The sequence below is a fragment of the Rhodobacteraceae bacterium IMCC1335 genome (assembly GCA_039640495.1).
Taxonomy (GTDB): Bacteria; Pseudomonadota; Alphaproteobacteria; order Rhodobacterales; family Rhodobacteraceae; genus Thalassovivens.
Map to the genome: position 1 here is coordinate 736,728 of CP046864.1, position 21,647 is coordinate 758,374.

The following is a 21,647-nucleotide window of genomic DNA, read 5'->3' on the forward strand; positions in this document are numbered from 1 at the left end:
AAAGCCGGGTTGGATTGCGATTTTACAGCTCATGGCTTGGCAAAACCATCGTTAAGCTTCGTCTCGTTTAGAATCTGAACAGTTGGTTTCAGCTAAGGTTTTGTATGGTTGACTGCCGCGCTTTGCTAAAACAAAGATACGTATGAGTGAGCGCCTTCCCAGTTCTGAGCATCGCGGGCTCATAGGGTAGGCAATTGTTGTGACCGGACGACTCATTTGTTTTGATTTTCCAAGCAGAGTTAAAAAAACTTTGAAGATTAACCAATTAAGTTATTGTTTTTTATTGATTTAAATTTTATTTTAAATCTACTAAATTTTTAGTTTGACAGTTATATTTCCATAATATTACGATATCGATATCCGGCAAAGACCGGTTATAAATTTTTCGGGAGGATATACTATGCGTAAGTATTTACTCTCTGCAACGGCGGCTTTGGCTGTCATTGCAGGGCATGGGACTGCTATTGCCGATCAGGCAGCAGCCCAGAAATGGATCAACCAAGAATTCCAGCCATCGACCTTGTCAAAAGACGAGCAAATGGCAGAAATGAACTGGTTTATCGAAGCGTCAAAGCCTTATAGTGGCATGGAAGTAAATGTTTTATCCGAGGGCATTCCAACCCATGGATATGAAAGTGAAGTGCTGACCAAGGCGTTCGAAGAGATTACTGGAATTAAGGTGAACCACCAGATTCTGGGCGAAGGTGAAGTGGTGCAAGCGGTGCAAACGCAGATGCAAACGCAGCGCAACCTTTATGATGGGTATGTGAACGATTCTGATTTGATTGGAACCCATTCACGTTTGCAATTGGCGTATAACTTAACGGAACAAATGGCCGGCGACTGGGCTGCAACAACCTCACCCACGCTTGATCTAGACGATTTTATGGGAATTCAATTCACCACGGGTCCCGATGGCAATTTGTATCAATTGCCCGACCAGCAATTTGCCAACTTGTACTGGTTCCGCAAGGATTGGTTTGACGATGCCGATAACAAAGCGGCGTTTAAAGCAAAATACGGGTATGAGCTGGGTGTTCCAGTAAACTGGTCTGCCTATGAAGACATTGCCGATTTCTTTTCAAATGATGTGAAAGAAGTGGATGGCGTCGCTATTTATGGCCATATGGATTACGGTAAACGCGCGCCAGATCTTGGTTGGCGGATGACGGATGCGTGGCTGTCAATGGCGGGTACCGGTTCCAAAGGTGAGCCGAACGGTGTGCCAATTGATGAATGGGGCATTCGCATGGAAGCGGGATCGTGTAACCCTGCCGGTGCCTCTGTATCACGTGGCGGGGCGGCAAACGGCCCAGCGGCGGTATATGCGATCCGCAAATGGGATGAGTGGCTGCGCAACTATGCCCCTCCCGGTGCTGCATCCTACGATTTCTACCAATCTTTGCCAGCCTTGGCGCAAGGCAATGTGGCCCAGCAGATTTTCTGGTATACAGCGTTTACGGCCGATATGGTGAAGCCACGGTCAGAAGGCAATAACACGGTTGACAGCGACGGGAACCCCTTGTGGCGGATGGCACCTTCTCCGCATGGCCCATACTGGGAAAAAGGCCAAAAGGTGGGCTATCAAGATGTGGGATCTTGGACATTCTTGAAATCCACCCCATCTGAGCGTGCGCAAGCAGCCTGGCTTTACGCCCAATTCGTGACGTCAAAAACTGTTGATGTGAAAAAATCACATGTTGGTCTGACATTCACCCGCGACAGCTCGGTTAATCATGCCTCTTTCACTGAGCGGGCTCCGAAACTGGGGGGCTTGGTCGAATTCTATCGCTCACCGGATCGCGTCGCTTGGTCACCCACAGGGATCAACGTTCCTGATTATCCAAAGCTGGCCCAAATTTGGTGGCAGCAAATCGGAGACGTGAACTCAGGCGCGTTTACGCCACAAGAAGCGATGGATCGCTTGGCCGAAGAAATGGATATCACCATGGCACGGATGCAAGCTGCTGATGAAGCTGCCAATGTCTATGGTGGATGTGGTCCTCGGTTGAATGAAGAGCAAGATCCATCTGTGTGGTTGGGTAAAGGCGGCGCGAAAGCGAAGCTGGACAACGAAAAACCACAAGGCCAGACGGTAAACTATGATGAACTCGTAGCCCGTTGGAATAAGTAACATGGCTTGGCCCCACCTAAATGGGGCCGGTTCAGGCCAGAGCTGTTGCCAAGCTCTGGCCATTTCATAATGATACACAGACATCGAATTCAGAAAGATAACCAATGACCTTAGAGCTCAGAGGGGCGAGTAAAGTGATCCGCGGGATCACCCATATCAAACCAACATCGCTGCTTTTTGAACCGGGTCACTTTAACGTACTTCTTGGTCAGACAGGATCTGGAAAGACCTCGATGATCAAATTGATGGCGGGTTTGGACCCTTTGGCAACGGGTCAAATATTGATGAATGGAGAAGATGTTTCAAAGCTGTCAACGCAAAAGCGAAATATCAGTTTGGTGCATGAGTTCTTTGTGAATTACCCCCATATGACCGTTTTTGACAATATCGCATCTCCGCTGCGCGTGGCGGGTATGGCCAAGTCAGAAATCGCTGGGCGTGTGGAAGAGGCGGCGGATATTTTACAGCTGCGCCCAATGTTGGCGCGCCGGCCCCATGAATTAAGCGGAGGCCAACAACAGCGCTGCGCTTTGGCGCGCGCCATTGCCAAGGAAAGCCGCACGGTGTTTTTAGACGAACCGCTTGCAAATCTGGATTATAAGTTGCGCGAAGAACTGCGCGAACAGTTGCCTGAATTATTCGCCGGCCGCGGAGCTGTGGTGGTATATGCGACTTCTGAGCCAGAAGAGGCGTTGCTGTTGGGTGGAAAGACGGTGCTTATGGATGATGGGGTTACAACCCAATTCGGTCCGACGGCGGAAATTTACCGTTCTCCGCAAAGCCTTGCCGCAGCTCGGGTCTTTTCCGACCCTCCAATCAACACGGCCCTTGTGGTTAAAAAAGGCACTTTGGCGCAAATCGATGAAGGCCCCAGTTGGCCGCTAAGCGGAGATGCGGCAGTTTTACCCGATGGTACTTACACAATGGCAATTCGCCCCCACCACGTCACCCCTACGGCCCAAGATGCGCAAAGCATCGCCGTTCCAGGGCGCGTTTTGGTAACAGAGTTGTCAGGCTCGGATTCCAGTGCGCATTTCCAAATGGGGGCGGATAGCTGGGTGTCTCTTGCCCATGGTGTCTATCGCTATCATGTGGGTCAGGAGCATGAATTTTTCATGGATGTGAGCCAAGCGTTTTACTTCGACCCGGATGGGAGGCTTGTTGCTTGATGGCCAAAATAACGCTGTCCAAATTGCGCCATTCTTATTTGCCTCACCCTGCAAATATTCAGGATTATGCGCTTAAAGAAATCGACCTTGATTGGCAAGACGGTGGCGCCTATGCGCTGTTGGGGCCGTCGGGATGCGGCAAATCCACCTTGCTGAATATAATTTCGGGGTTGTTAAAACCTTCATCGGGGCGCATTTTATTCGACGATCGCGATGTGACCGATCTGCCACCTGATCAACGCAATATTGCGCAGGTTTTTCAATTCCCAGTCATTTATGACACGATGACGGTGCGCGAAAACTTTGCTTTTCCGCTGCGCAATCGCGGCGTCGATGAAGAAAAAATCGTCAGCCGGGTGGAGCAAATTGCCGCCTTGTTAGAGGTTGAAGACATGCTCGATATCCGGGCGTCAAATTTATCTCCCGATAATAAGCAAAAAGTATCTATGGGGCGCGGGTTGGTGCGCGAAGATGTGAATGTGGTGATGTTTGATGAGCCTCTGACCGTCATTGATCCTCATTTGAAGTGGAAATTACGGTCCAAACTTAAAGAACTGCACCAGCGGGTTGGGGCCACGATGATTTATGTTACGCATGATCAGACGGAAGCTTTGACCTTTGCCGATCAAGTGGTTGTGATGCAAGAGGGCGAGGTTGTACAAATCGGATCCCCGGTGGAATTATTCGAACGTCCACAACATGTTTTCGTAGGGCATTTCATCGGATCGCCGGGCATGAATATCCTGCCGGTCACGCTAAAAGATGGCGATGTGCTTTTTGAAAACCATGTGATGGCGTTGGAAGGCCCTGTAATTGGATCAGGCGGCCAGCTTCAATTGGGAATACGTCCGGAATTTATTTCCTTTGACGATCAGGGCATTCGGGGCCAAGTTCATAAAGTTTCTGATGTTGGGCGTCATTCCATCGTAGAAGTTGTTGTAGGTTCCAGTCATGTCAAAGCCGTTGGTGCAGGTCAGATGCCCGCGAAAGGCGATTGGGTAAATTTGGCATTTCGTCAAGATCAAACGCGGCTTTATCGGGATGGTTGGATCGCATCGGAGGCACAGGCATGAAAACTGAAAATCAGAAAGCATGGTTTTTTGTTTTGCCTGTTTTATTGCTGGTTGCCTTTAATGCGTTGGTTCCAATCATGACGGTTGTGAATTATTCGGTGCAAGAAACCTTTGGAAACAATGTATTTTTTTGGCAGGGCGTAGATTGGTTTGAACAAATCTTGCGCTCTGAGCGTTTCCAAGCCGCGTTGGGGCGGCAATTCTTATTCACAGCCTCAATTTTAATTATTGAAGTGCCTTTGGGCATTATCATTGCACTTTCTATGCCGCGCCAGGGGATCTGGGTTTCGGTTTGCTTGGTCATGATGGCGTTGCCGATGTTGATCCCATGGAATGTGGTTGGGGCCATGTGGAATATTTTTACCCTGCCTGAAATCGGCCTTTTGGGATATTTGATGAACAATGTTTTGGGCATCACCTATGATATGACGCAAAATCCCTTTGCGGCATGGGTAACCATTATTGTGATGGATGTTTGGCATTGGACCTCGCTTGTGGTGCTTTTATCTTATGCTGGGTTGGTCTCTATTCCCGACGCCTATTATCAAGCGGCTAAAATCGATGCTGCATCACCTTGGAAAGTGTTTCGCTATATTCAATTGCCAAAAATGAAGACGGTGTTGACCATCGCCATTCTTCTGCGCTTCATGGACAGCTTCAATATTTACACGGAACCTTTCGTCTTAACCGGTGGTGGACCGGGCAATTCAACCACCTTGCTGTCGATCGATTTGGTGAAAATAGCGCTTGGTCAGTTTGATCTGGGCCCTGCGGCGGCAATGTCTTTAATATATTTCGCCATCACCTTGTTGGTGAGCTGGCTGTTCTACACTTTGATGACAAAGGATGATCGAAAATGAGAAAACGGTCATTAATTCCGATTATCTATATTCTGTTTCTGATGTTGCCTATTTATTGGTTGGTGGCGATGAGCTTTAAAACCACGGGCGAGATTCTGTCTGGGTTTAGCCTGTTCCCGCAAACATTAACCTTTGACAATTACCGTGTCATTTTCACCGATCCAACTTGGTATTGGGGCTATTATAATTCGATCCTATATGTATCGCTCAATACAGTTATTTCCGTCAGCGTGGCGCTGCCTGCGGCCTATGCTTTTTCGCGCTATCGGTTCTTAGGTGACAAACAATTGTTTTTTTGGTTGCTGACAAATCGTATGGCTCCGGCGGCTGTATTCGCCCTACCATTTTTTCAGCTTTATTCCTCGGTTGGTTTATTTGATACCCATTTGGCCGTTGCGCTGGCGCATTGCTTGTTCAATATCCCCTTAGCGGTTTGGATTTTAGAAGGCTTTATGGGGGGGGTTCCAAAAGAGCTTGATGAAACCGCTTATGTTGACGGGTATTCTTTTCCGCGGTTTTTTATCTCTATCTTTTTACCAACAATCAAAGCTGGAGTTGGCGTTGCTGCCTTCTTTTGCTTCATGTTTTCATGGGTCGAGCTTTTATTGGCCAAAACGCTGACTGCCGTTGCGGCAAAGCCTATTGCGGCAACGATGACCAAAACGGCTTCTTCTGCCGGATATGAATTGGGTTTGCTGGCGGCGGCCGGAACGCTGACCATCATTCCGGGGGCAATCGTTATCTATTTTGTACGCAATTACATTGCTAAGGGTTTTGCCCTGGGAAGGGTGTGATGTTTCGTTTTCTTTTATTCATATTCTTGGCCTTGCCATTGAATCAAGCGCTAGCCTCTGGTTGGGGAAAAGTGGCGGCAAAAAAAGAAGAGGTTGGGCTTTCTTGGACGGACCCATTATGGCCAGATTTTTGGATGGCATGGACACCGGCCACATTTCTATTATTTTGCGGAATCTTTTCAGCGATGGCAGTGATCACTGTTTTGGAAATACGCCGACCGGGTGGCGATGAGCGGCGCGGTGTCTTGGGTTTAACGACCACGCGCGGTGATAGATTGTTTATTTCGTTATTGGGGGCAGCTTATATCTTTTTGGCGTGGCTTGGCCTGATGGGGCAACCATTATGGTGGCCAGTGGCGATAAGTATTGGGTGGATGGTTTTCTGTTTTTGGAAAGTTTGAAATTTCACTTTGGAATTAATGATGTTTCGTGTTTACTGATTTAGAAGCAAGGCGTACATAGCCCGAGGACCGAATTTAATGAGAGAAAAGAAAAAACATGAATTTCTGACTGAAGTTGAGTTGGAATTTATGAACAAGCTTTGGGCCCTAGGGGAAGCCACCGTGCGCGATGTGCTGGACAAACTGCCGAATGAGCGTGATTTGGCCTATACATCCGCAGCAACAATCCTTCGGATTTTAGAGCAAAAAGAATTTGTTACCAGCCGCAAAGAGGGCAAAAGCCATGTTTATCAACCGGCTTTGGCAAAACATGCTTATCAAGCGCGCTCGCTAAAAGATCTGTCCACCAAACTGTTTGACGATGCGCCTGCTTCTTTGGTTGCACGTTTGGTGAATGACGAATCTCTGACAGAAGAAGCCTTGTCTCAAATCCGTGAACTTGTGGATAAGAGGTTAAAAAATGATATCGATTAGTGCTATTTTAGATGTGTTCATCACATTAAATATTCTGATTTTGGTGGCATTTTCGGGGTGGTGGATCTGTCGCTATCTATTGCAAACCTTTGGCTTACAGCATGCTTATCGAAGCCATTTGAAACTGTTGAACGCCTTATTCTTGGCCGTTCTTATTTCTCCCGCTTTGATTTTAACGTTGAATGCTCTGCAAACACAAGGGTTTACCGCGCATTTAAAATTCAATCTTTCGGATCAAATTGTCTCGCATTACTTAAGCGGTGGATTTGATATGAAAGCGGCCGATCTAGAGCGTCTTTTGGCAGTCCGGGGCACCTTGACTGAAAATGTAGCAAACGCTGTCGGATGGGGCGCGTCAAGCATAATTGCTGTGTTTCTATTGGGGTGTGCGATCTCTGTCTGGAGGCTGATTTTTTCAGCATTTTGTCTTTACAGAATAGTGCGTCAAAGCCACGCGTGGCGTAAGTTGGGGCGGATAAAAATCGGTTTATCTGACAGGATATTGGTGCCTTTCTCAACGCGTGGTTTGCGAAATTATTATATTGTGATCCCGTCCCATATGCTTGGCCAAAAGGATGAGATGAAAGTATCTTTGGCACATGAGCTACAGCATTTGCGGCAAGGCGATATCGAATGGGAGATTTTACTCGAAGTTTTAAAACCAATCTTTTTTTGGAACCCAGCATATCACGCCTGGAAGCGGCAAGTTGAACATTTGCGCGAATTAAGCTGTGACAGCGAAGTGCTTAGAAAAGGTCGGGTTGATATCGTTTCTTATTGCGAAACTTTGCTCTCTGTTTGTCAAAGAAGCCTGCGCAAAGATCGCAGCTTTTTGATTGCGTTTCCAAAGGTCACCTTGGTAACGGCAGATCGTTTGTCTTGGCGAGAAGGTAGAAAAAGCTTTTTAGAACAGCGAGTCGTGTCGCTTCTTCATGCCAATCATCTGCGGCGCTCGCGTATTTTGACCCTCTGTTTCATTGTGCCGCTTGTGGCGTCTGTGCTGTTATGTGCAGTGGCGATCCAGCGTTCAGGAGATTGGAGTCAAGATAGGCTCATGCTATCTACAATCGTTAATTTAGAGCGGTTAGATCAAATAAATTCTCAATCAAGCACTCTGGGTGCTTGGAATTAGGCGGCGCCCGTTAGCGTCAAGATAGCCGCTTTCAAATGCACGGATCACAAACAGGCCTGAAAGCCGTCCAAAAAGCTTGACGCTGCTGACTCAATGCAGTTTGACTGATATTTTTTACAAAGTTTTCTAGTAAAATTCCCTGAAGACTTTTTGTTTTTACCTGTATTGCCTCCACAATTATCTCTCTTCTTTAACTAGGGAGAAGACATTTTATATACCAATCACCTCCATGTAATCTGGATATACACGCATTCCCCGCCTGTCGGTGGTCAAAGGGTATTGGAATTCTGAAGAGCTTTCATAAAGAGCGTTCCTGGTCGGCAACTGTTTGAGTTCAAGTAACAACACAGATGCAGCAGCGTCTCTTTTAAATATGGCAGGCCTCTGTCTCACACAAAAAAAGATGAACAGTCGCCCTATCTCAACCAATCATAGATGAAAAGATTGGGAAACTGCTGCAGAACTTCCAGAGCATAAAAGGTAAGTTCACCCTCATAACAGGTTAGGAAGAAACCGTTTTTAATCTGCTGTCATTTATGGACCTTGATGATTTAGAAGGTGATCCTGAATTTAGAGAATTGATTTCCGAAATTTCTGCGCGTCAAAAAGTCAACTATGGGGTGACCGACGGAAGACCTCTCTGCATGAATATGGTGCTGTATAAGGTATAATATAAAATTCACGTTACAAATGCGGAATAGTTTTAACCGCCCCACAGCAGAACTGGGTGTTCAACTTGCAATTAAAGTGGTTAGGATGATCCCCAGTGTAACAGAGTATTCGGCCAAGCAATTTTGGACCAAGAGGGGTTTTGCGATGTCAGAACATAGCGGCGGATGTCTTTGTGGTGATCTAAGATATACAGTGATGGGAAACCCTGAAATTGGTGCCGTATGCCATTGCCGATATTGTCAACTTCGAACGGGATCAGCATTTGGCACGCTGGCGTATTTTAAAGATGAAAACGTTAAAATCACCGCAGGTAAAGCTAAGGAATACAGCTTTACGAGCGAAAGTGGTACGCAGTGGAAAACATTCTTTTGCGATACCTGCGCGACAACTGTCTTTATCAAACTAGAAGTAAGAGCAGGATTAACCGGGGTAACCGCAGGCACGCTTGATCCACCCACATTTTGGTTTGAATTAGACAGAGAAGCATTCACCCGTTCCAAAGCACATTTCGTGGGAGACATAATTGCAAAAGATACCCATGAAACAATTGCATATTACGACCCAAAAATTGAAGAACCCAAACGCAGAAAAGGTGGTTAGATGATCCATACTGGAAAATGTTATTGTGGAGATATTCGGTTTGAGTTTGAGGATCCGATACAGTCTCAATTGCTCTGCCATTGCAGAGAATGCCGCTATCTTTCAGGCGGTGAAGCAAATGCCTCTATCGTAATTTTGGAAGAAACGTTTCGTGTCACAAAGGGGGAACTGAAAACATTTTCAAGGCGTGATCTAGAATCCCCGCGGATCAGGTATTTTTGCGGAAATTGTGGCACGCATATCTGTGTCAAAAGCCCTCCTCGACCGGGCATGTTGGTTTTAAAAATTGGCACATTGGACGATCACTCTTGGTTTAGTCCGAAGGCAGCAATTTTTTGCATTGATCAACAACCGTATCACATCATACCCAAAGATGTTCCAAGTTTTGAGAAAACACCGCCACCCAAGTGATAATATTCACTGGAGAAGAAACTATTTCTGATGAAAGTCAAATAGCTTTTGCGCCTGAATTTCAGCATGATCTACGCGTTTAAATTCTACATTGCGTGCATGATAAACCAATGCCAGATCCGCGCTACGTAACGAAATTGCCTCTGCCTTAATTTTGTGAATGAATTGGTTGCTTGTTGCGTTAAAGACCTTTTTGTGCGTCTTTCGCAGAACCCAATTTTGCCATATCCACCTATGCTTTATGCATATTTTCAAATGGGGTTTCTTCAGGCAGGATGACTTCTACCGATGTTATGTCTGAATAAAACTTGGTTTTCATCACAGGTTAAGTGCTCAAAACTTCCATTTTATTATAGCCGCGTTCTCTAACCTCTTTTTGAATGCAAAATAGCATGTTTACGATGGAAGACTCGACTTCACTTTAAAGTTTTTAATGCAAAAGTGACCTGCAATTGAAGGGATGGCAATGCAATCTGTACCTGCTTGCTTTGGTCTTTGGGTTAACCCTTCATATATCTCGGCTTGTGCATCCTTATTATCACGCATCAAGTTTTTCATCAGTGTAGAAGCGTCTGCATGAACGATCCTCATGTCCAGTTTCGCATCCGCAGCTTCAAATTTCTGTATTAAACTCAGATAAAAAAATCAGTTGCTGCAGGACCATTACCACCAATCTGGCCAATCTACATAAATGCTATTTCTTAAATTTTATGTGCAGATTACGACAGTATTAAGTTTCCTTGGGTTTAAATTTTTATGTGATGTTTTTGGATGTTTTATCCGTTTGCAACATAGCTTTTGAGATCGGTTCAGATTTCGTTGAGGCAACTCTAGCATATAAGGTGCACTCAAATTTCTACTATGGTTGAAGAAAATACTGCGCAACATGGTGCAGTTTGAATGCTCTATCGCTAGCGTGACAGTAACTTATCACTCAATTTTTATCATTCACCCGCCAGACTATTGATAGAGGCAATTCCTTGCGTTGATTGGCTATGCTCGTATTGCGTTTGGCCATCAGAAATACCCCCAGATAGACAAATAACGAAGCTCACCTTTAACGCATCTGAAAAAACTTTTTCTCAAGAAATATCGAGCGTGTCTGCCAAGTATTGTTAATTCGAAAAGGCAGGAGCTTGCGCGCAAAGGCGAAACGTTTATCGTCACCACTTTTGCTTGTTTCGCCCGGCCGAAGTCGGATTTTTAGAAGAATGTTGAGAGAATGGTAGCAAAGGTTTTCCATTGCACAATCTGGATATGAAATTCGATAGTTCCAAGCTGATTCGAAATTGATTTTTTGAATCCCCGGCGCCGTCTATTCGTTGGAAATCGAAACCTTTTTGGCAAGACAATCTCTGGGCACCTAAGCCATGCACGCAATCTTCGACAAGGAGGCCGAGGCCATTCGAGACGTGCTTGTCGTGAACCGGCTTGCGCTGCGTTTTGGTTGCGATCGCTTCTTTGCCGATCTTGGGTATGTGGGCGCAAAACGCAGCTATGAGCAATTCAAATAAGCAGGTGCACTCTATCTTGATAGATTAAATTGAATGATCACGCCTGAAAGCTTTTAAGCAACTTTGTCCAGAGGTTCGCGGCCGTTGAAGAATTCTATCAGATTTTGAAACACTCTATTTCCCATCTCGTTGCGGGTCTCGGTTGAGGCACTGCCTAAATGGGGAAGTACGACCAAATTATCGCATTGTAATAAATGGGATGAAATTTTTGGTTCGCCTTGATAAACATCCAACCCTGCGCCGCCGATACATCCAAACATCAGCGATTGCGCGAGCGCATATTCATCGATCACCTCTCCTCTGGCCGTATTTATTAAAAAAGCCTCTGGCTTCATCAATTCGAGCCTGCGGTTATTCATCAGATGGCGGTTTTCAGCGCCGCCCGGACAATGCAGGGACACAAAATCGCTTTGCGGCAATAAATCATCAAGCGTCGCAACTTGCGTGGCATTATACCGTTTGAGAATCGCCTGTTTAATCGGAGAGCGATTATGCACCACGATCTTCATCCCAAAGCCATGATGCGCGCGCTGCGCCATCGCCTGTCCGATGCGGCCAAAGCCGACAATTCCCAATGTCTTTCCTGTCACCTTAGACCCCATCATATGCGTGGGGCGCCAACCTGACCAATTGCCAGAGCGGATTTCACGCTCGCCCTCGCCGGCCCGCCGCGCAACCATCAACAAAAGCGTCATCGCAAGATCTGCGGTGCAATCTGACAAAACATCGGGGGTATTCGTGACGGTTATTCCCAATTTCTGGGTCGCATGGATATCAATATGGCTATAGCCAACACCGTAATTTGCCAATATTTTTGTGCGCGCCTGCGCCATATCCAGCACTTCGGGGCCCAATTTATCGGTAACCGTTGGCAAAATTGCATCAAAATCCGAAAACGCCTGACGAAAATCGGTTGCGCTAAGGGGGGTGTCTGAGCGGTTGAATACAGCGTCAAATTCCACCGATAATTTGCTTTCGATTGCCGATGGCCAACGCCGCGTTACCAAAACGCGTGGTTTTTTATTCACGATTAAGCCTCCACTCATCACGCGACCTCTTTCAAAACATCTGCGATTGTATCACCGATAACCGCGGGATTAGGGGCAACCGTAACGCCCGCCGCAGACAGGATTTCAACTTTTTCACTTGCGCTTTCGCCAAAGGCCGAGATTATTGCCCCCGCATGGCCCATCGTGCGCCCTTTCGGCGCGGTTAAACCCGCCACATATGCCACGACTGGTTTTTTCACATTGTCGCGGATATAGGCCGCTGCTTCGGCTTCTTGTGGCCCACCAATTTCGCCGATCATGCAAATGATATGCGTGTCATCATCTTCCTCAAAGCGCTGCAATAGGTCTTTAAATGAAGATCCGTTAATCGGATCTCCGCCAATCCCAACCGATGTAGATACTCCTATACCATGGGCTTTTAGCTGCGCCGCAGCCTCATATCCCAGGGTGCCAGAGCGCCCGATGATGCCAACATGACCCGGTAGGTAGATATGGCCGGGCATGATCCCCAATAAAGCCTTGCCAGGGCTGATTGTGCCGGCGCAATTTGGCCCTGTCAGGACCATCCGCCGATCTTTGGGATATCGATACATATACCGTTTGACCTGAATCATATCTTGCGCAGGGATGCCATCGGTGATGCAAACGCAGTATTTAATGCCAGCATCTGCGGCTTCCATTATGCTGTCAGCGGCAAAGGGGGGGGGTACAAAGACCAAACTGGCTTCTGCATCTGTTTGCGCAACGGCCTCTTCTACGGTGTCAAAAACCGGCAGCCCCTCAACGGTTTGACCACCTTTTCCGGGCACGACGCCCCCCACCACATTGGTGCCATAGGCCAGCATATCAGCCGTATGAAAACGTGCCATTTTTCCGGTAATGCCCTGAACGATGACGCGGGTACCTTGATCGATAAGAATACTCATGTGACGGCCCTCAATTTTTTTAAATCCGAATTGCCGCTTTTCCAGGCAGCAACGGAGCGTTCGGCAGCCTCATTCAAAGTTGTTGCGCGAATGATCGGAAGCCCCGATTTTGCAAGTATTTTTTGCCCTGCTTCCACGTTTGTTCCCGCCAATCTGACAATCACGGGCACGTTTACACTGACTTGCCGTAAGGCTTGCACGACGCCTTCCGCGACCCAGTCGCAGCGGTTGATGCCAGCGAATATATTCACCAGCACCGCCTGAACATTGTTGTCCGATAAGACCAGTCGAAAGGCTTTGGTCACCCGTTCGGGCGTAGCGCCTCCACCAATATCTAGAAAATTCGCCGGCTCACCCCCCGCCAATTTGATGGTATCCATCGTGGCCATGGCCAAACCCGCGCCATTGACGATACAGCCGATATTCCCTTCAAGCCCGACATAGCTTAAGCCTCGATCTGCGGCTCGGCTTTCGCGGGGATCCTCTTGGCTTTTATCCCGTAATTCGCTGATATTTGGGTGACGAAAAAGGGCATTGTCATCAAAGGTCATCTTCGCATCTAAGGCCAAAATGCGGTTATCCCCCGTAATCACCAAAGGGTTTATTTCGACCATTGTCGCGTCATATTCCCGAAAGGCCCGATAAGCGCCTTTCAGGGTGCGCACCATGCTCTGCGTCAGCGCCGGATCGATCCCCAATTTAAATGCTATCTGACGGCATTGAAAATCCTGCAAGCCAACGGCTGGTTCTACAGTCGCCCGCACGATACTGTCTGGCCGCTCCGCAGAAATGTCTTCGATTTCCATACCGCCCTCGGCAGATGCAACAATCATGACCCGTTGCGAGGTGCGATCCAAAACGAGGCCCAGATAGATCTCACGTTCGATAGGCACTGCCGCTTCGACATAGACGCGGTAAATGCCTTTGCCCTCGGCGCCCGTTTGATGCGTCACAAGTTTATGACCGAACAAAGATTCACAGATTGTGAAGATCTCATTATCGCTGCGGCAAAGCTTTACGCCACCGGCTTTTCCGCGACCGCCCGCATGTACCTGAGCTTTTACAACCCAACACTCGCCCCCCAATTCGCGGGCGCGATAGGCGGCTTGCTCTGGGCTATACGCCAAAGCGCCCGGCGGTATGTCCACGCCGAAATTTGCCAAGATTTCTTTCGCTTGGTATTCGTGGATATCCATGATCTTTTCCTTAAGACTGGGGCAACAGAGTGGGGTGTTATTCGGCGGCGACTGCTGGCTTATAGGATTCATCCAGTGCCGCCATCACGCGCGCATCATTCACTTCGCCACCCAAATCCCGGATCGCCTGCGCAAAACGCAACACGATATCAGTTACTGCGGATTGCGAGAGTAGGTTTAAAATGCCAATACGCACTTGCACTGGCTCAGAAAGCGTGGGCCATATTCCAAAATTTTGCGCCCGGCAATGTTGCACAAGCTCCATTTCGCGCCCTGCCAAAGCCTTTGGCAGGTTTAACACAACCAATGATGTCATGTTCGAGGTCACCTCGCAGCCCATCGCTTCAACCGCGATACGCAAAGCTGCTTCGTGATAGGCGTATTCCTGCGCGCGGGCTGTCAAACCTTGGCTCAGCGTGATCCGAAGCGCTTCATGAAACGCGGCCACGGCATAAGCGGAATGGGTGCGATGATAGGTGCCTTTTTCAACATCTTTTCCCTCTATAATTGCCCAGTGACGGGCTTCCATCACTGGATGATGTACAAAGCTGCGCGTGCCGGTGGTATTGAGCGTTTCAATGAATCTGTCCGAGAATGAGACAGGCGCATAGGTCAAGGGCAAACATGACAAACCTTTTTGCGGACAAGAAGCCCATCCATGGATGCCCGGATAATCATCAATCCGGAAGGCTCCAACCCCCAAAGATGACACTGCATCTACAAGGCCCAGTACGTTATATTTTTCACAGGCGGCACTGAACCCCTCAAGATCATTGATCCGCCCAGATCCGGTTTCCCAATGCGCCATAGCCGCCCATTTAGGTTTATGTTCTTGTAATGCCGCTTCAATCACATCACTGCTCACTGAGGTTCCATGCTCGATGGTTACCACAAATACCGATGCAGCTTGAGGGTCTAGCGGATTTTGCGCAAGCTCTTCGGCGGTTGCGGCGCGCATCCGCGCTGTTAATCCGTCAATCCCTGAAAAGGTTCCATTGACGAACATCACCACTTTATCGCCCGGCTGCACGCCGCTGAACATCATGTCAAGACCGCTCCATCCGGTTCCAGCAACGCCAAAAGTATGTACGTTTTGCGTTCCCCAGACCTGACGCAACATCTTTTTACATTCGACCATCCCGCGCAACACATCTGCATGCATATGGTCTGCAAGCCCGGCGCCCGCATAGGCGGCCAGAACGCGCTCGTCGGTATTTCCTGGTCCGGGCCCCGCTGCGATTGTATTTGGGATTTCTAACTTTTTGAAAATTTGGGTCTCTAACATGATGCCTCCTAAAGAACCGATTCGCATTGCGTTGGGGGCAAAGTATTTTGTTTGACAATGGAAACAAACATCAGTACTTCCTGCCTTTGGACATCTAATAGTATGGGAAATAAGCTACCCATAATAACTGTATTTAGATTAAAGCTTTGATTTTAACGCCAAACGGGTGGTAAATTCAGGGAAGAGAAGACTATGTTGACTGAACAAGAGCGACCAATCGATATAATGATTGCGGATGGAAACCCGTTGGTGCTTTCCGCCATGTCGGAAGTCTTCGAAGATGATGATCGTTTTTCATTGGTGGCAACCAGCGGCACATCAGAAAGCTTTCTGGCGGTTATTTTGCGCATCGACGTGCAGATTTGCGTGATTGACTGGACCATACGAGATTTGGGAGCGGCGAAACTGATTGATGTTTTGCGCAGCCAAAACGCGCCGCCGCGGATCTTGATCTATGGCGATGATAAAGACAGCGATATTCCCCGGCAAGCAATGGCGGCAGGGGCCGCCGCGTTCGTTTCAAGATCTGCACCGATAGACGCGCTGGTGCAAACATGCATTGAAGTTGCGGCGGGCAAAATGGTGTTTCCGTTCCTGGATATTCGAGAACTGCGCAACGATCCGATCACCACCTTATCTCGCAAGGAAAGGCTTATTCTTGACTCGCTTGCAGAGGGTTTGACAAATAAGCAACTTGCCAGCCGATTGGAACTTTCGATTAATACCGTTAAATTTCATATGTCGAATATTTTTGACAAATTGGGTGTGAACAATCGCGCGCAGGCGATCGCACACTACTATGTGTCTCGATCTAAAATAGACGAATAGTTTCAAAAGTTATCCAAGGTCGTTTGATTAATTTTTAATTGACAGGGTAATTTTTTTACACTTATTGAACCATAATTGGAATAATATTTCACAACGAAAGGTTTCGAACCATGTCTTTTTTTCCTGTTGAACAAGCTCCGGCGCGGCTGAATCGATCTGAACTGGCTGTGCCCGGGTCACAAGCTCAAATGTTTGAAAAAGCTGCAAAATCTGATGTAGATGTTATTTTTCTTGACCTCGAAGATGCGGTGGCTCCGGATGAAAAAGAGCAGGCGCGTAAAAATATTATTGCGGCTTTAAATGAGATTGATTGGGGGCGTAAAACGATGTCAATCCGGATCAACGGATTGGACACTCATTACATGTATCGCGATGTGGTGGATATAGTTGAACAAGCTGGCGAACGGTTGGATTTGATTATGATACCAAAAGTTGGAACGGCTGCGGATGTCTATGCGGTTGATATGATGGTCACGCAGATTGAAGATGCGAAAGGCTATAAGAAACGTATTGGGTTTGAGCATATAATTGAAACGGCATTGGGCATGCAAAACGTATCCGAAATCGCCGCCGCCTCAAAGCGCAATGAAAGCCTGCATTTCGGCGTGGCGGATTACGCCGCCTCGACGCGTGCGCGTACGACCATAATTGGGGGCGTTAATCCGGATTACTCGGTGCTTACTGACCCGGCACAAGACGGATCCCGAAACGTGCATTGGGGTGATATGTGGCATTATGCTTTAGCGCGCATGGTGGTTGCCGCCCGGGCAAATGGCTTGCGCCCGATTGATGGCCCGTTTGGCGATTTTCAAGATGCTGACGGCTATCGCGCGGCTGCAAAACGGGCTGCTGTTTTGGGATGCGAAGGCAAATGGGCGATCCATCCAAGTCAGATTGCATTGGCCAATGAAGTTATGAGCCCCTCTGAAGCAGAGATCACCCGCGCCAACCGAATTTTGGATGCCATGGCAGAAGCTGAAGCCAGTGGAAAGGGGGCGGTTTCCCTTGACGGTCGTCTGATCGATTATGCCTCGATCCGTCAGGCCGAAGTCTTGGTTGAAAAAGCCAAACAGATCGCCGCAGGCTAAGGCGCAAAATCGGTATAGCCACGCAAAACCTGGCATGCAGCGCCAGCCTTGAGGCTGCGCGGCGAGACCGGTGATGAATGCGTTCTTTTTCAGGGGAGTCTAGCGCGGCGGGGCTGTGGCAATTGGAGGTCACAAAGGCCAGCGGTGGCGGGTTTCCCAATTGCTTGCGCGCCTGAAAATCAATGCTTTGCTTTGCGTCAAAGCCCTTGGCACCGATCTGACGGGGGGAGAACGAAGAGCAATCAAAGCTGTGTAAACGTACAACGCAGCGCCGCCCCAGACGTGTCACCTCTCAACGCGCAAAGCTTAAATCATTTTATCAATCACCCGCAGATCATGTTTATTTGCGCTAAGATTGGAAAAGACGCGGTCAAAGAAGGCGCGAAACTATTTCGCAGCGGTTGATCATCCTTGAGAAACTTGCATTATCAGCGCGGGGTTAAATGGTGAAAGGGCGAGGGTTATGACAAAAATGAATTGGGATGAAAATCAGGCGCTCGATAAGCTTGCAGCGCTGTCGATTAAAACAGGGGTTGCTCTGCAGCCGGGCCAAGACCTGTTGATAACCGCTCCAATGGAAGCGGCGCCATTGGTTAGACGTCTTGCGCATCATGCCTATAAAGCAGGGGCTGGGCTCGTCACCCCTTTTTATACTGATCCGGAAATTACCCTTGCCCGATATCAACACGCAGCCCCCGAGTCTTTTGACAAAACGACGGATTGGCTTTTTGAAGGAATGGCTGCTGCATTCGATAAAAATACCGCACGGCTTGCTGTGGTTGGTGAAGATCCAATGCTGCTTTCTGGGCAAAATCCAGAACATGTGGGCCGGGCCAACCAAGCGATGTCGAAAGCCTCATCGCCGCTTCGAGAAAGAATTACGCGCTTTGATATCAACTGGAATATTATAGCCTGGCCCGGCCTGCAGTGGGCAAAGCTTGTTTTCCCGCAGATGAGCGATGCGGATGCACAAATTGCTCTGGCAGAGGCTATCTTTAAGGCGTCACGGGTGAATACATCAGACCCGAATGAAGCGTGGGCGGTGCATAACAAAAACTTGCGCGCACGCACCGAGTGGCTCAACAAAAAAAACTTTGCGGCGCTTCATTTTTATGGGGAGGGAACGGATCTTACCGTGGGTCTGGCAGATGGTCACGAATGGATGGGAGGCGCATCCACCGCCCGAAACGGGGTGACCTGTAATCCGAATATTCCGTCAGAAGAAGTGTTTACTACCCCACATGCGTTGAAGGTGAACGGGTATGTGAGGTCCACCAAACCGCTCTCGCATCAAGGCACGTTAATCGAAGATATCTCGGTTACTTTTAAAGATGGTGTTATAACAAAAGCCAGCGCCTCCAAGGGTGAAGACGTGTTTTTGAAGCTTCTTGATACCGATGAAGGGGCGCGCCGCCTTGGCGAGGTGGCTTTGGTGCCCCATGGGTCGCCGATATCACAAAGCAACCTTCTTTTTTATAATACGCTTTTTGATGAAAATGCCGCTTGCCATATTGCTCTTGGCCAATGTTATTCAAAATGTTTTCAGCAGGGCGATAAATTATCCAATGATGAGGTTATTGAGCGGGGCGGTAATAGCAGCATGATCCATGTTGATTGGATGATCGGATCTCAATCCATGAATATAGATGGCCTTGATGGCGCGAATAATCCCACCCCTGTCTTTAGAAACGGTGAGTGGGCCTAGGGGGGCGTTAGAACATGTGCCTGTAAAGCCAAAGCGAAGCGGCAAGGCGCTCTGAACCAAAAGCGAATACAGCAGGCAAGGTTGAGCGCGTCAGCAATCCCGCCAATCCAACACAACCTTGCCTGATTGCCCAGATTTCATTGTGGCAAATCCTTTGGCGTAGTCTTTCATTTTAAACCGGTGCGTAATAATTCCAGACACGTCCAATCCGTTTTGCAGCATGGCAATCATTTTATACCAGGTCTCAAATATCTCGCGCCCATAGATACCCTTGATCGTGATGGCCTTAAACACAATGCGGCTCCAATCCACAGAACTTTTGCCAGGTGGAATTCCAAGAAGAGCAATACGCCCACCCATCACCAGCGCTTCAATCATCTGAGTGAGAGCGATCTGATTGCCGGACATTTCAAGCCCAATATCAAAGCCCTGCGCAATCTTTAAATGGGCCTGAATGTCAGACAGATCGTGTTTACTCACATTTACGGGAACCACGTCTGCGAGTGTTGCCGCAAGATCAAGACGGTTTTGATTTATATCTGTGATCACCACATTGCGCGCCCCTGCATGCCGTGCGATCGCCGCCGCCATGATACCAATCGGCCCTGCGCCGGTGATCAGCACATCTTCGCCCAACAGATCAAACGACAAGGCTGTGTGAACGGCATTGCCCAAAGGATCTAGGATCGCGCCGATATCGTCGCTGATGTCATCTGGCAAAGGTACAACGTTGAATGCAGGCAGACGCAGGTATTTTGCAAACGCGCCCTGCTCGTTTACGCCGATGCCGCGTGTTTCCGGATCGAGGTGAAATTTACCGGCGCGGCTTTGACGCGATTGTTTACCGATAAGGTGGCCTTCACCGCTGCATCTTTGCCCTAAATTTAGCCCTCGGACGTTACGCCCAATCTCAACGATTTCTCCGGCAAATTCATGGCCGGTGATCAAAGGAACCGGAACTGTTTTTTGGGCCCATTCATCCCAGTTCCAAATATGGATATCCGTGCCGCAAATGCCCGTTTTATGGATACGTATCAACACGTCATCCGCTTGGATCTCCGGGACTGGAGCCGTTTGTAGCCATAGGCCCTCGCAGGCGTGGGCTTTAATCAATGCGCTCATTTCAGAGATCATTTTAACGCTCCAACCGCTTTGCCAGCGTGCTCAAACGCGCCTAATGCATGCTCGAGATCATTTTTTGTCAGGGCAGCGTTCATTTGTGTGCGAATTCGGGCTTGGCCTCGAGGCACAACGGGATAGAAGAAGCCACTGACATAGACCCCTTCTTCAAACAGCTCGGCGGCCATATCCTGCGCCAGATGCGCCTCTCCCAACATTACGGGAATGATAGGGTGTTCGCCCGGCAGCAGATCAAAGCCCAAGCGGGTCAAACCGGCGCGCCAATAGGCAGCGTTTTCAAAAAGTTGTGCACGCAAGGCATCGCCCTTTGCAACCAGTCGAACGGCCTCAATGCCTGCTGCTACGATTGAGGGTGGCAGAGAATTGGAAAATAGATAGGGGCGCGCGCGTTGGCGCAGCAGATCGATGACGGGTTGCGATCCAGCAATGTAGCCACCAATCGCACCGCCAAGGGCTTTCCCAAGCGTGCCGGTTATAAGATCGACCTCAACGCCAAAATGCACAGCGGTGCCTTCCCCCTTTGGGCCCATAAAACCTGTGGCGTGGCAATCATCCACCATCACAACTGCGCCGTATCTTTCCGCCAACTTGGTGATTTCGGGAAGCTTTGCAAGCGTTCCATCCATGCTGAATACGCCATCTGTGGCGATCATTATAAAGCGAGCGCCATCCGATTTCGCTTCTTTCAATTGCGCGTCAAGATCCGCCATATCAGAATTTGCATAACGATAGCGTCTGGCTTTGCACAATCTTATGCCATCAATGATTGAAGCGTGGTTTAGCGCGTCCGAAATGATCGCATCCTCTGGCCCGAGCAGGGGCTCAAACACTCCCGCATTTGCGTCAAAGCAGGTTGCAAATAGGATCGAGTCATCCTTATTCAAGTAACGGGCGAGCTGCTTTTCCAATTCACGGTGCAAATCTTGCGTACCACAGATAAACCGAACAGAGGCCATTCCAAACCCTTTGGAGCCCATGGCGTTTATTGCTGCGGCAATCAGGTCAGGATGATCCGCCAATCCAAGATAGTTATTGGCGCAGAGGTTGATCACTGACTTACCGTTTGCTGTAATTTTTCCAGCTTGAGGTGAGGAGATAAGACGCTCGCGCTTCATCATTCCCTCCGCATCAATATGCGAAAGGGTTTCCGTTATGTGATTTAAAAATGCGGTCATTTTAGCGTCCTCTCTATGCATGGAGGATATCATATTAGAAATTATTCCGCAATATTGGAT

General features: G+C 48.3%; 20 protein-coding genes. 14 read left to right on the plus strand and 6 right to left on the minus strand.

Translation table 11 applies throughout. The features are described from left to right. Window positions 1-400: 400 nt before the first annotated feature. From GN241_03580 to GN241_03630, 11 genes are all read left to right on the plus strand, one after another. A complete protein-coding gene (locus GN241_03580) occupies window positions 401-2,134 on the plus strand; it encodes an extracellular solute-binding protein (protein XAT56520.1) in 1,734 nt (577 codons plus the stop codon). Between the two features lie 104 nt (window positions 2,135-2,238). Then, complete coding sequence (locus tag GN241_03585) at window positions 2,239-3,303, plus strand: ATP-binding cassette domain-containing protein (GenBank protein XAT56521.1); 1,065 nt, start codon at window positions 2,239-2,241, stop codon at window positions 3,301-3,303. Then, window positions 3,303-4,376, plus strand: a complete 1,074-nt coding sequence (locus GN241_03590; protein ID XAT56522.1) for an ATP-binding cassette domain-containing protein — start codon at window positions 3,303-3,305, stop codon at window positions 4,374-4,376. The genes GN241_03585 and GN241_03590 overlap by 1 nt, the downstream gene beginning before the upstream one ends. Next, a complete protein-coding gene (locus tag GN241_03595; GenBank protein XAT56523.1) occupies window positions 4,373-5,236 on the plus strand; it encodes an ABC transporter permease subunit in 864 nt (287 codons plus the stop codon). The genes GN241_03590 and GN241_03595 overlap by 4 nt, the downstream gene beginning before the upstream one ends. After that, window positions 5,233-6,030 (plus strand): ABC transporter permease subunit, encoded by a 798-nt coding sequence (locus tag GN241_03600; protein XAT56524.1) that lies wholly within the window; start codon window positions 5,233-5,235, stop codon window positions 6,028-6,030. The genes GN241_03595 and GN241_03600 overlap by 4 nt, the downstream gene beginning before the upstream one ends. Continuing rightward, the gene (locus tag GN241_03605) at window positions 6,030-6,431 is read left to right on the plus strand and encodes a hypothetical protein (GenBank protein ID XAT56525.1); all 402 of its coding nucleotides are present in this window, start codon (window positions 6,030-6,032) and stop codon (window positions 6,429-6,431) included. Before GN241_03600 ends, GN241_03605 begins: the two co-directional genes overlap by 1 nt. 78 nt (window positions 6,432-6,509) lie before the next feature. Further along, window positions 6,510-6,905, plus strand: a complete 396-nt coding sequence (locus GN241_03610; GenBank protein XAT56526.1) for a BlaI/MecI/CopY family transcriptional regulator — start codon at window positions 6,510-6,512, stop codon at window positions 6,903-6,905. Then, window positions 6,892-8,037 (plus strand): biotin transporter BioY, encoded by a 1,146-nt coding sequence (locus tag GN241_03615; GenBank protein ID XAT56527.1) that lies wholly within the window; start codon window positions 6,892-6,894, stop codon window positions 8,035-8,037. The genes GN241_03610 and GN241_03615 overlap by 14 nt, the downstream gene beginning before the upstream one ends. A 690-nt stretch (window positions 8,038-8,727) precedes the next feature. Continuing rightward, window positions 8,728-9,309 (plus strand): GFA family protein, encoded by a 582-nt coding sequence (locus GN241_03620; protein ID XAT56528.1) that lies wholly within the window; start codon window positions 8,728-8,730, stop codon window positions 9,307-9,309. Next, on the plus strand, window positions 9,310-9,720 hold the full coding sequence (locus tag GN241_03625) for a hypothetical protein (GenBank protein XAT56529.1): 411 nt from the start codon (window positions 9,310-9,312) through the stop codon (window positions 9,718-9,720). 1,370 nt (window positions 9,721-11,090) lie between these two features. Further along, window positions 11,091-11,234, plus strand: coding sequence for a hypothetical protein (locus GN241_03630; GenBank protein ID XAT56530.1), 144 nt, complete (start codon window positions 11,091-11,093; stop codon window positions 11,232-11,234). Window positions 11,235-11,287: 53 nt separating this feature from the next. Here GN241_03630 and GN241_03635 read toward each other — a convergent pair whose 3' ends face one another. From GN241_03635 to GN241_03650, 4 genes are read right to left on the minus strand one after another with little or no spacing between them, the layout of a single operon-like run. Then, window positions 11,288-12,280, minus strand: a complete 993-nt coding sequence (locus tag GN241_03635) for a D-glycerate dehydrogenase (protein XAT56531.1) — start codon at window positions 12,278-12,280, stop codon at window positions 11,288-11,290. After that, window positions 12,280-13,170 (minus strand): succinate--CoA ligase subunit alpha, encoded by an 891-nt coding sequence (sucD, locus tag GN241_03640; GenBank protein ID XAT56532.1) that lies wholly within the window; start codon window positions 13,168-13,170, stop codon window positions 12,280-12,282. The genes GN241_03635 and sucD overlap by 1 nt, the downstream gene beginning before the upstream one ends. Next, on the minus strand, window positions 13,167-14,366 hold the full coding sequence (locus GN241_03645) for a malate--CoA ligase subunit beta (protein ID XAT56533.1): 1,200 nt from the start codon (window positions 14,364-14,366) through the stop codon (window positions 13,167-13,169). Before GN241_03645 ends, sucD begins: the two co-directional genes overlap by 4 nt. Before the next feature lie 37 nt (window positions 14,367-14,403). Then, a complete protein-coding gene (locus GN241_03650) occupies window positions 14,404-15,651 on the minus strand; it encodes an aminotransferase class V-fold PLP-dependent enzyme (protein ID XAT56534.1) in 1,248 nt (415 codons plus the stop codon). A 225-nt stretch (window positions 15,652-15,876) separates the two neighbouring features. Between GN241_03650 and GN241_03655 the strand changes: the two genes are divergently transcribed. The 3 genes from GN241_03655 (at window position 15,877) to GN241_03665 (ending at window position 19,272) form a co-directional block, all read left to right on the plus strand. Then, window positions 15,877-16,479: a response regulator gene (locus tag GN241_03655; GenBank protein ID XAT59164.1), complete on the plus strand. Its 603-nt coding sequence runs from the start codon at window positions 15,877-15,879 to the stop codon at window positions 16,477-16,479. Window positions 16,480-16,589: 110 nt separating this feature from the next. Beyond that, the gene (locus GN241_03660) at window positions 16,590-17,567 is read left to right on the plus strand and encodes a CoA ester lyase (protein ID XAT56535.1); all 978 of its coding nucleotides are present in this window, start codon (window positions 16,590-16,592) and stop codon (window positions 17,565-17,567) included. A 463-nt stretch (window positions 17,568-18,030) separates the two neighbouring features. Next, window positions 18,031-19,272, plus strand: coding sequence for an aminopeptidase (locus tag GN241_03665; GenBank protein XAT56536.1), 1,242 nt, complete (start codon window positions 18,031-18,033; stop codon window positions 19,270-19,272). 90 nt (window positions 19,273-19,362) lie between these two features. Here GN241_03665 and GN241_03670 read toward each other — a convergent pair whose 3' ends face one another. Beyond that, window positions 19,363-20,406, minus strand: coding sequence for an L-threonine 3-dehydrogenase (locus GN241_03670; GenBank protein ID XAT56537.1), 1,044 nt, complete (start codon window positions 20,404-20,406; stop codon window positions 19,363-19,365). Next, entirely contained in the window at window positions 20,403-21,587 is a 1,185-nt protein-coding gene (locus GN241_03675) for a glycine C-acetyltransferase (protein ID XAT56538.1), read from the minus strand. The genes GN241_03670 and GN241_03675 overlap by 4 nt, the downstream gene beginning before the upstream one ends. Window positions 21,588-21,647: the final 60 nt, after the last annotated feature.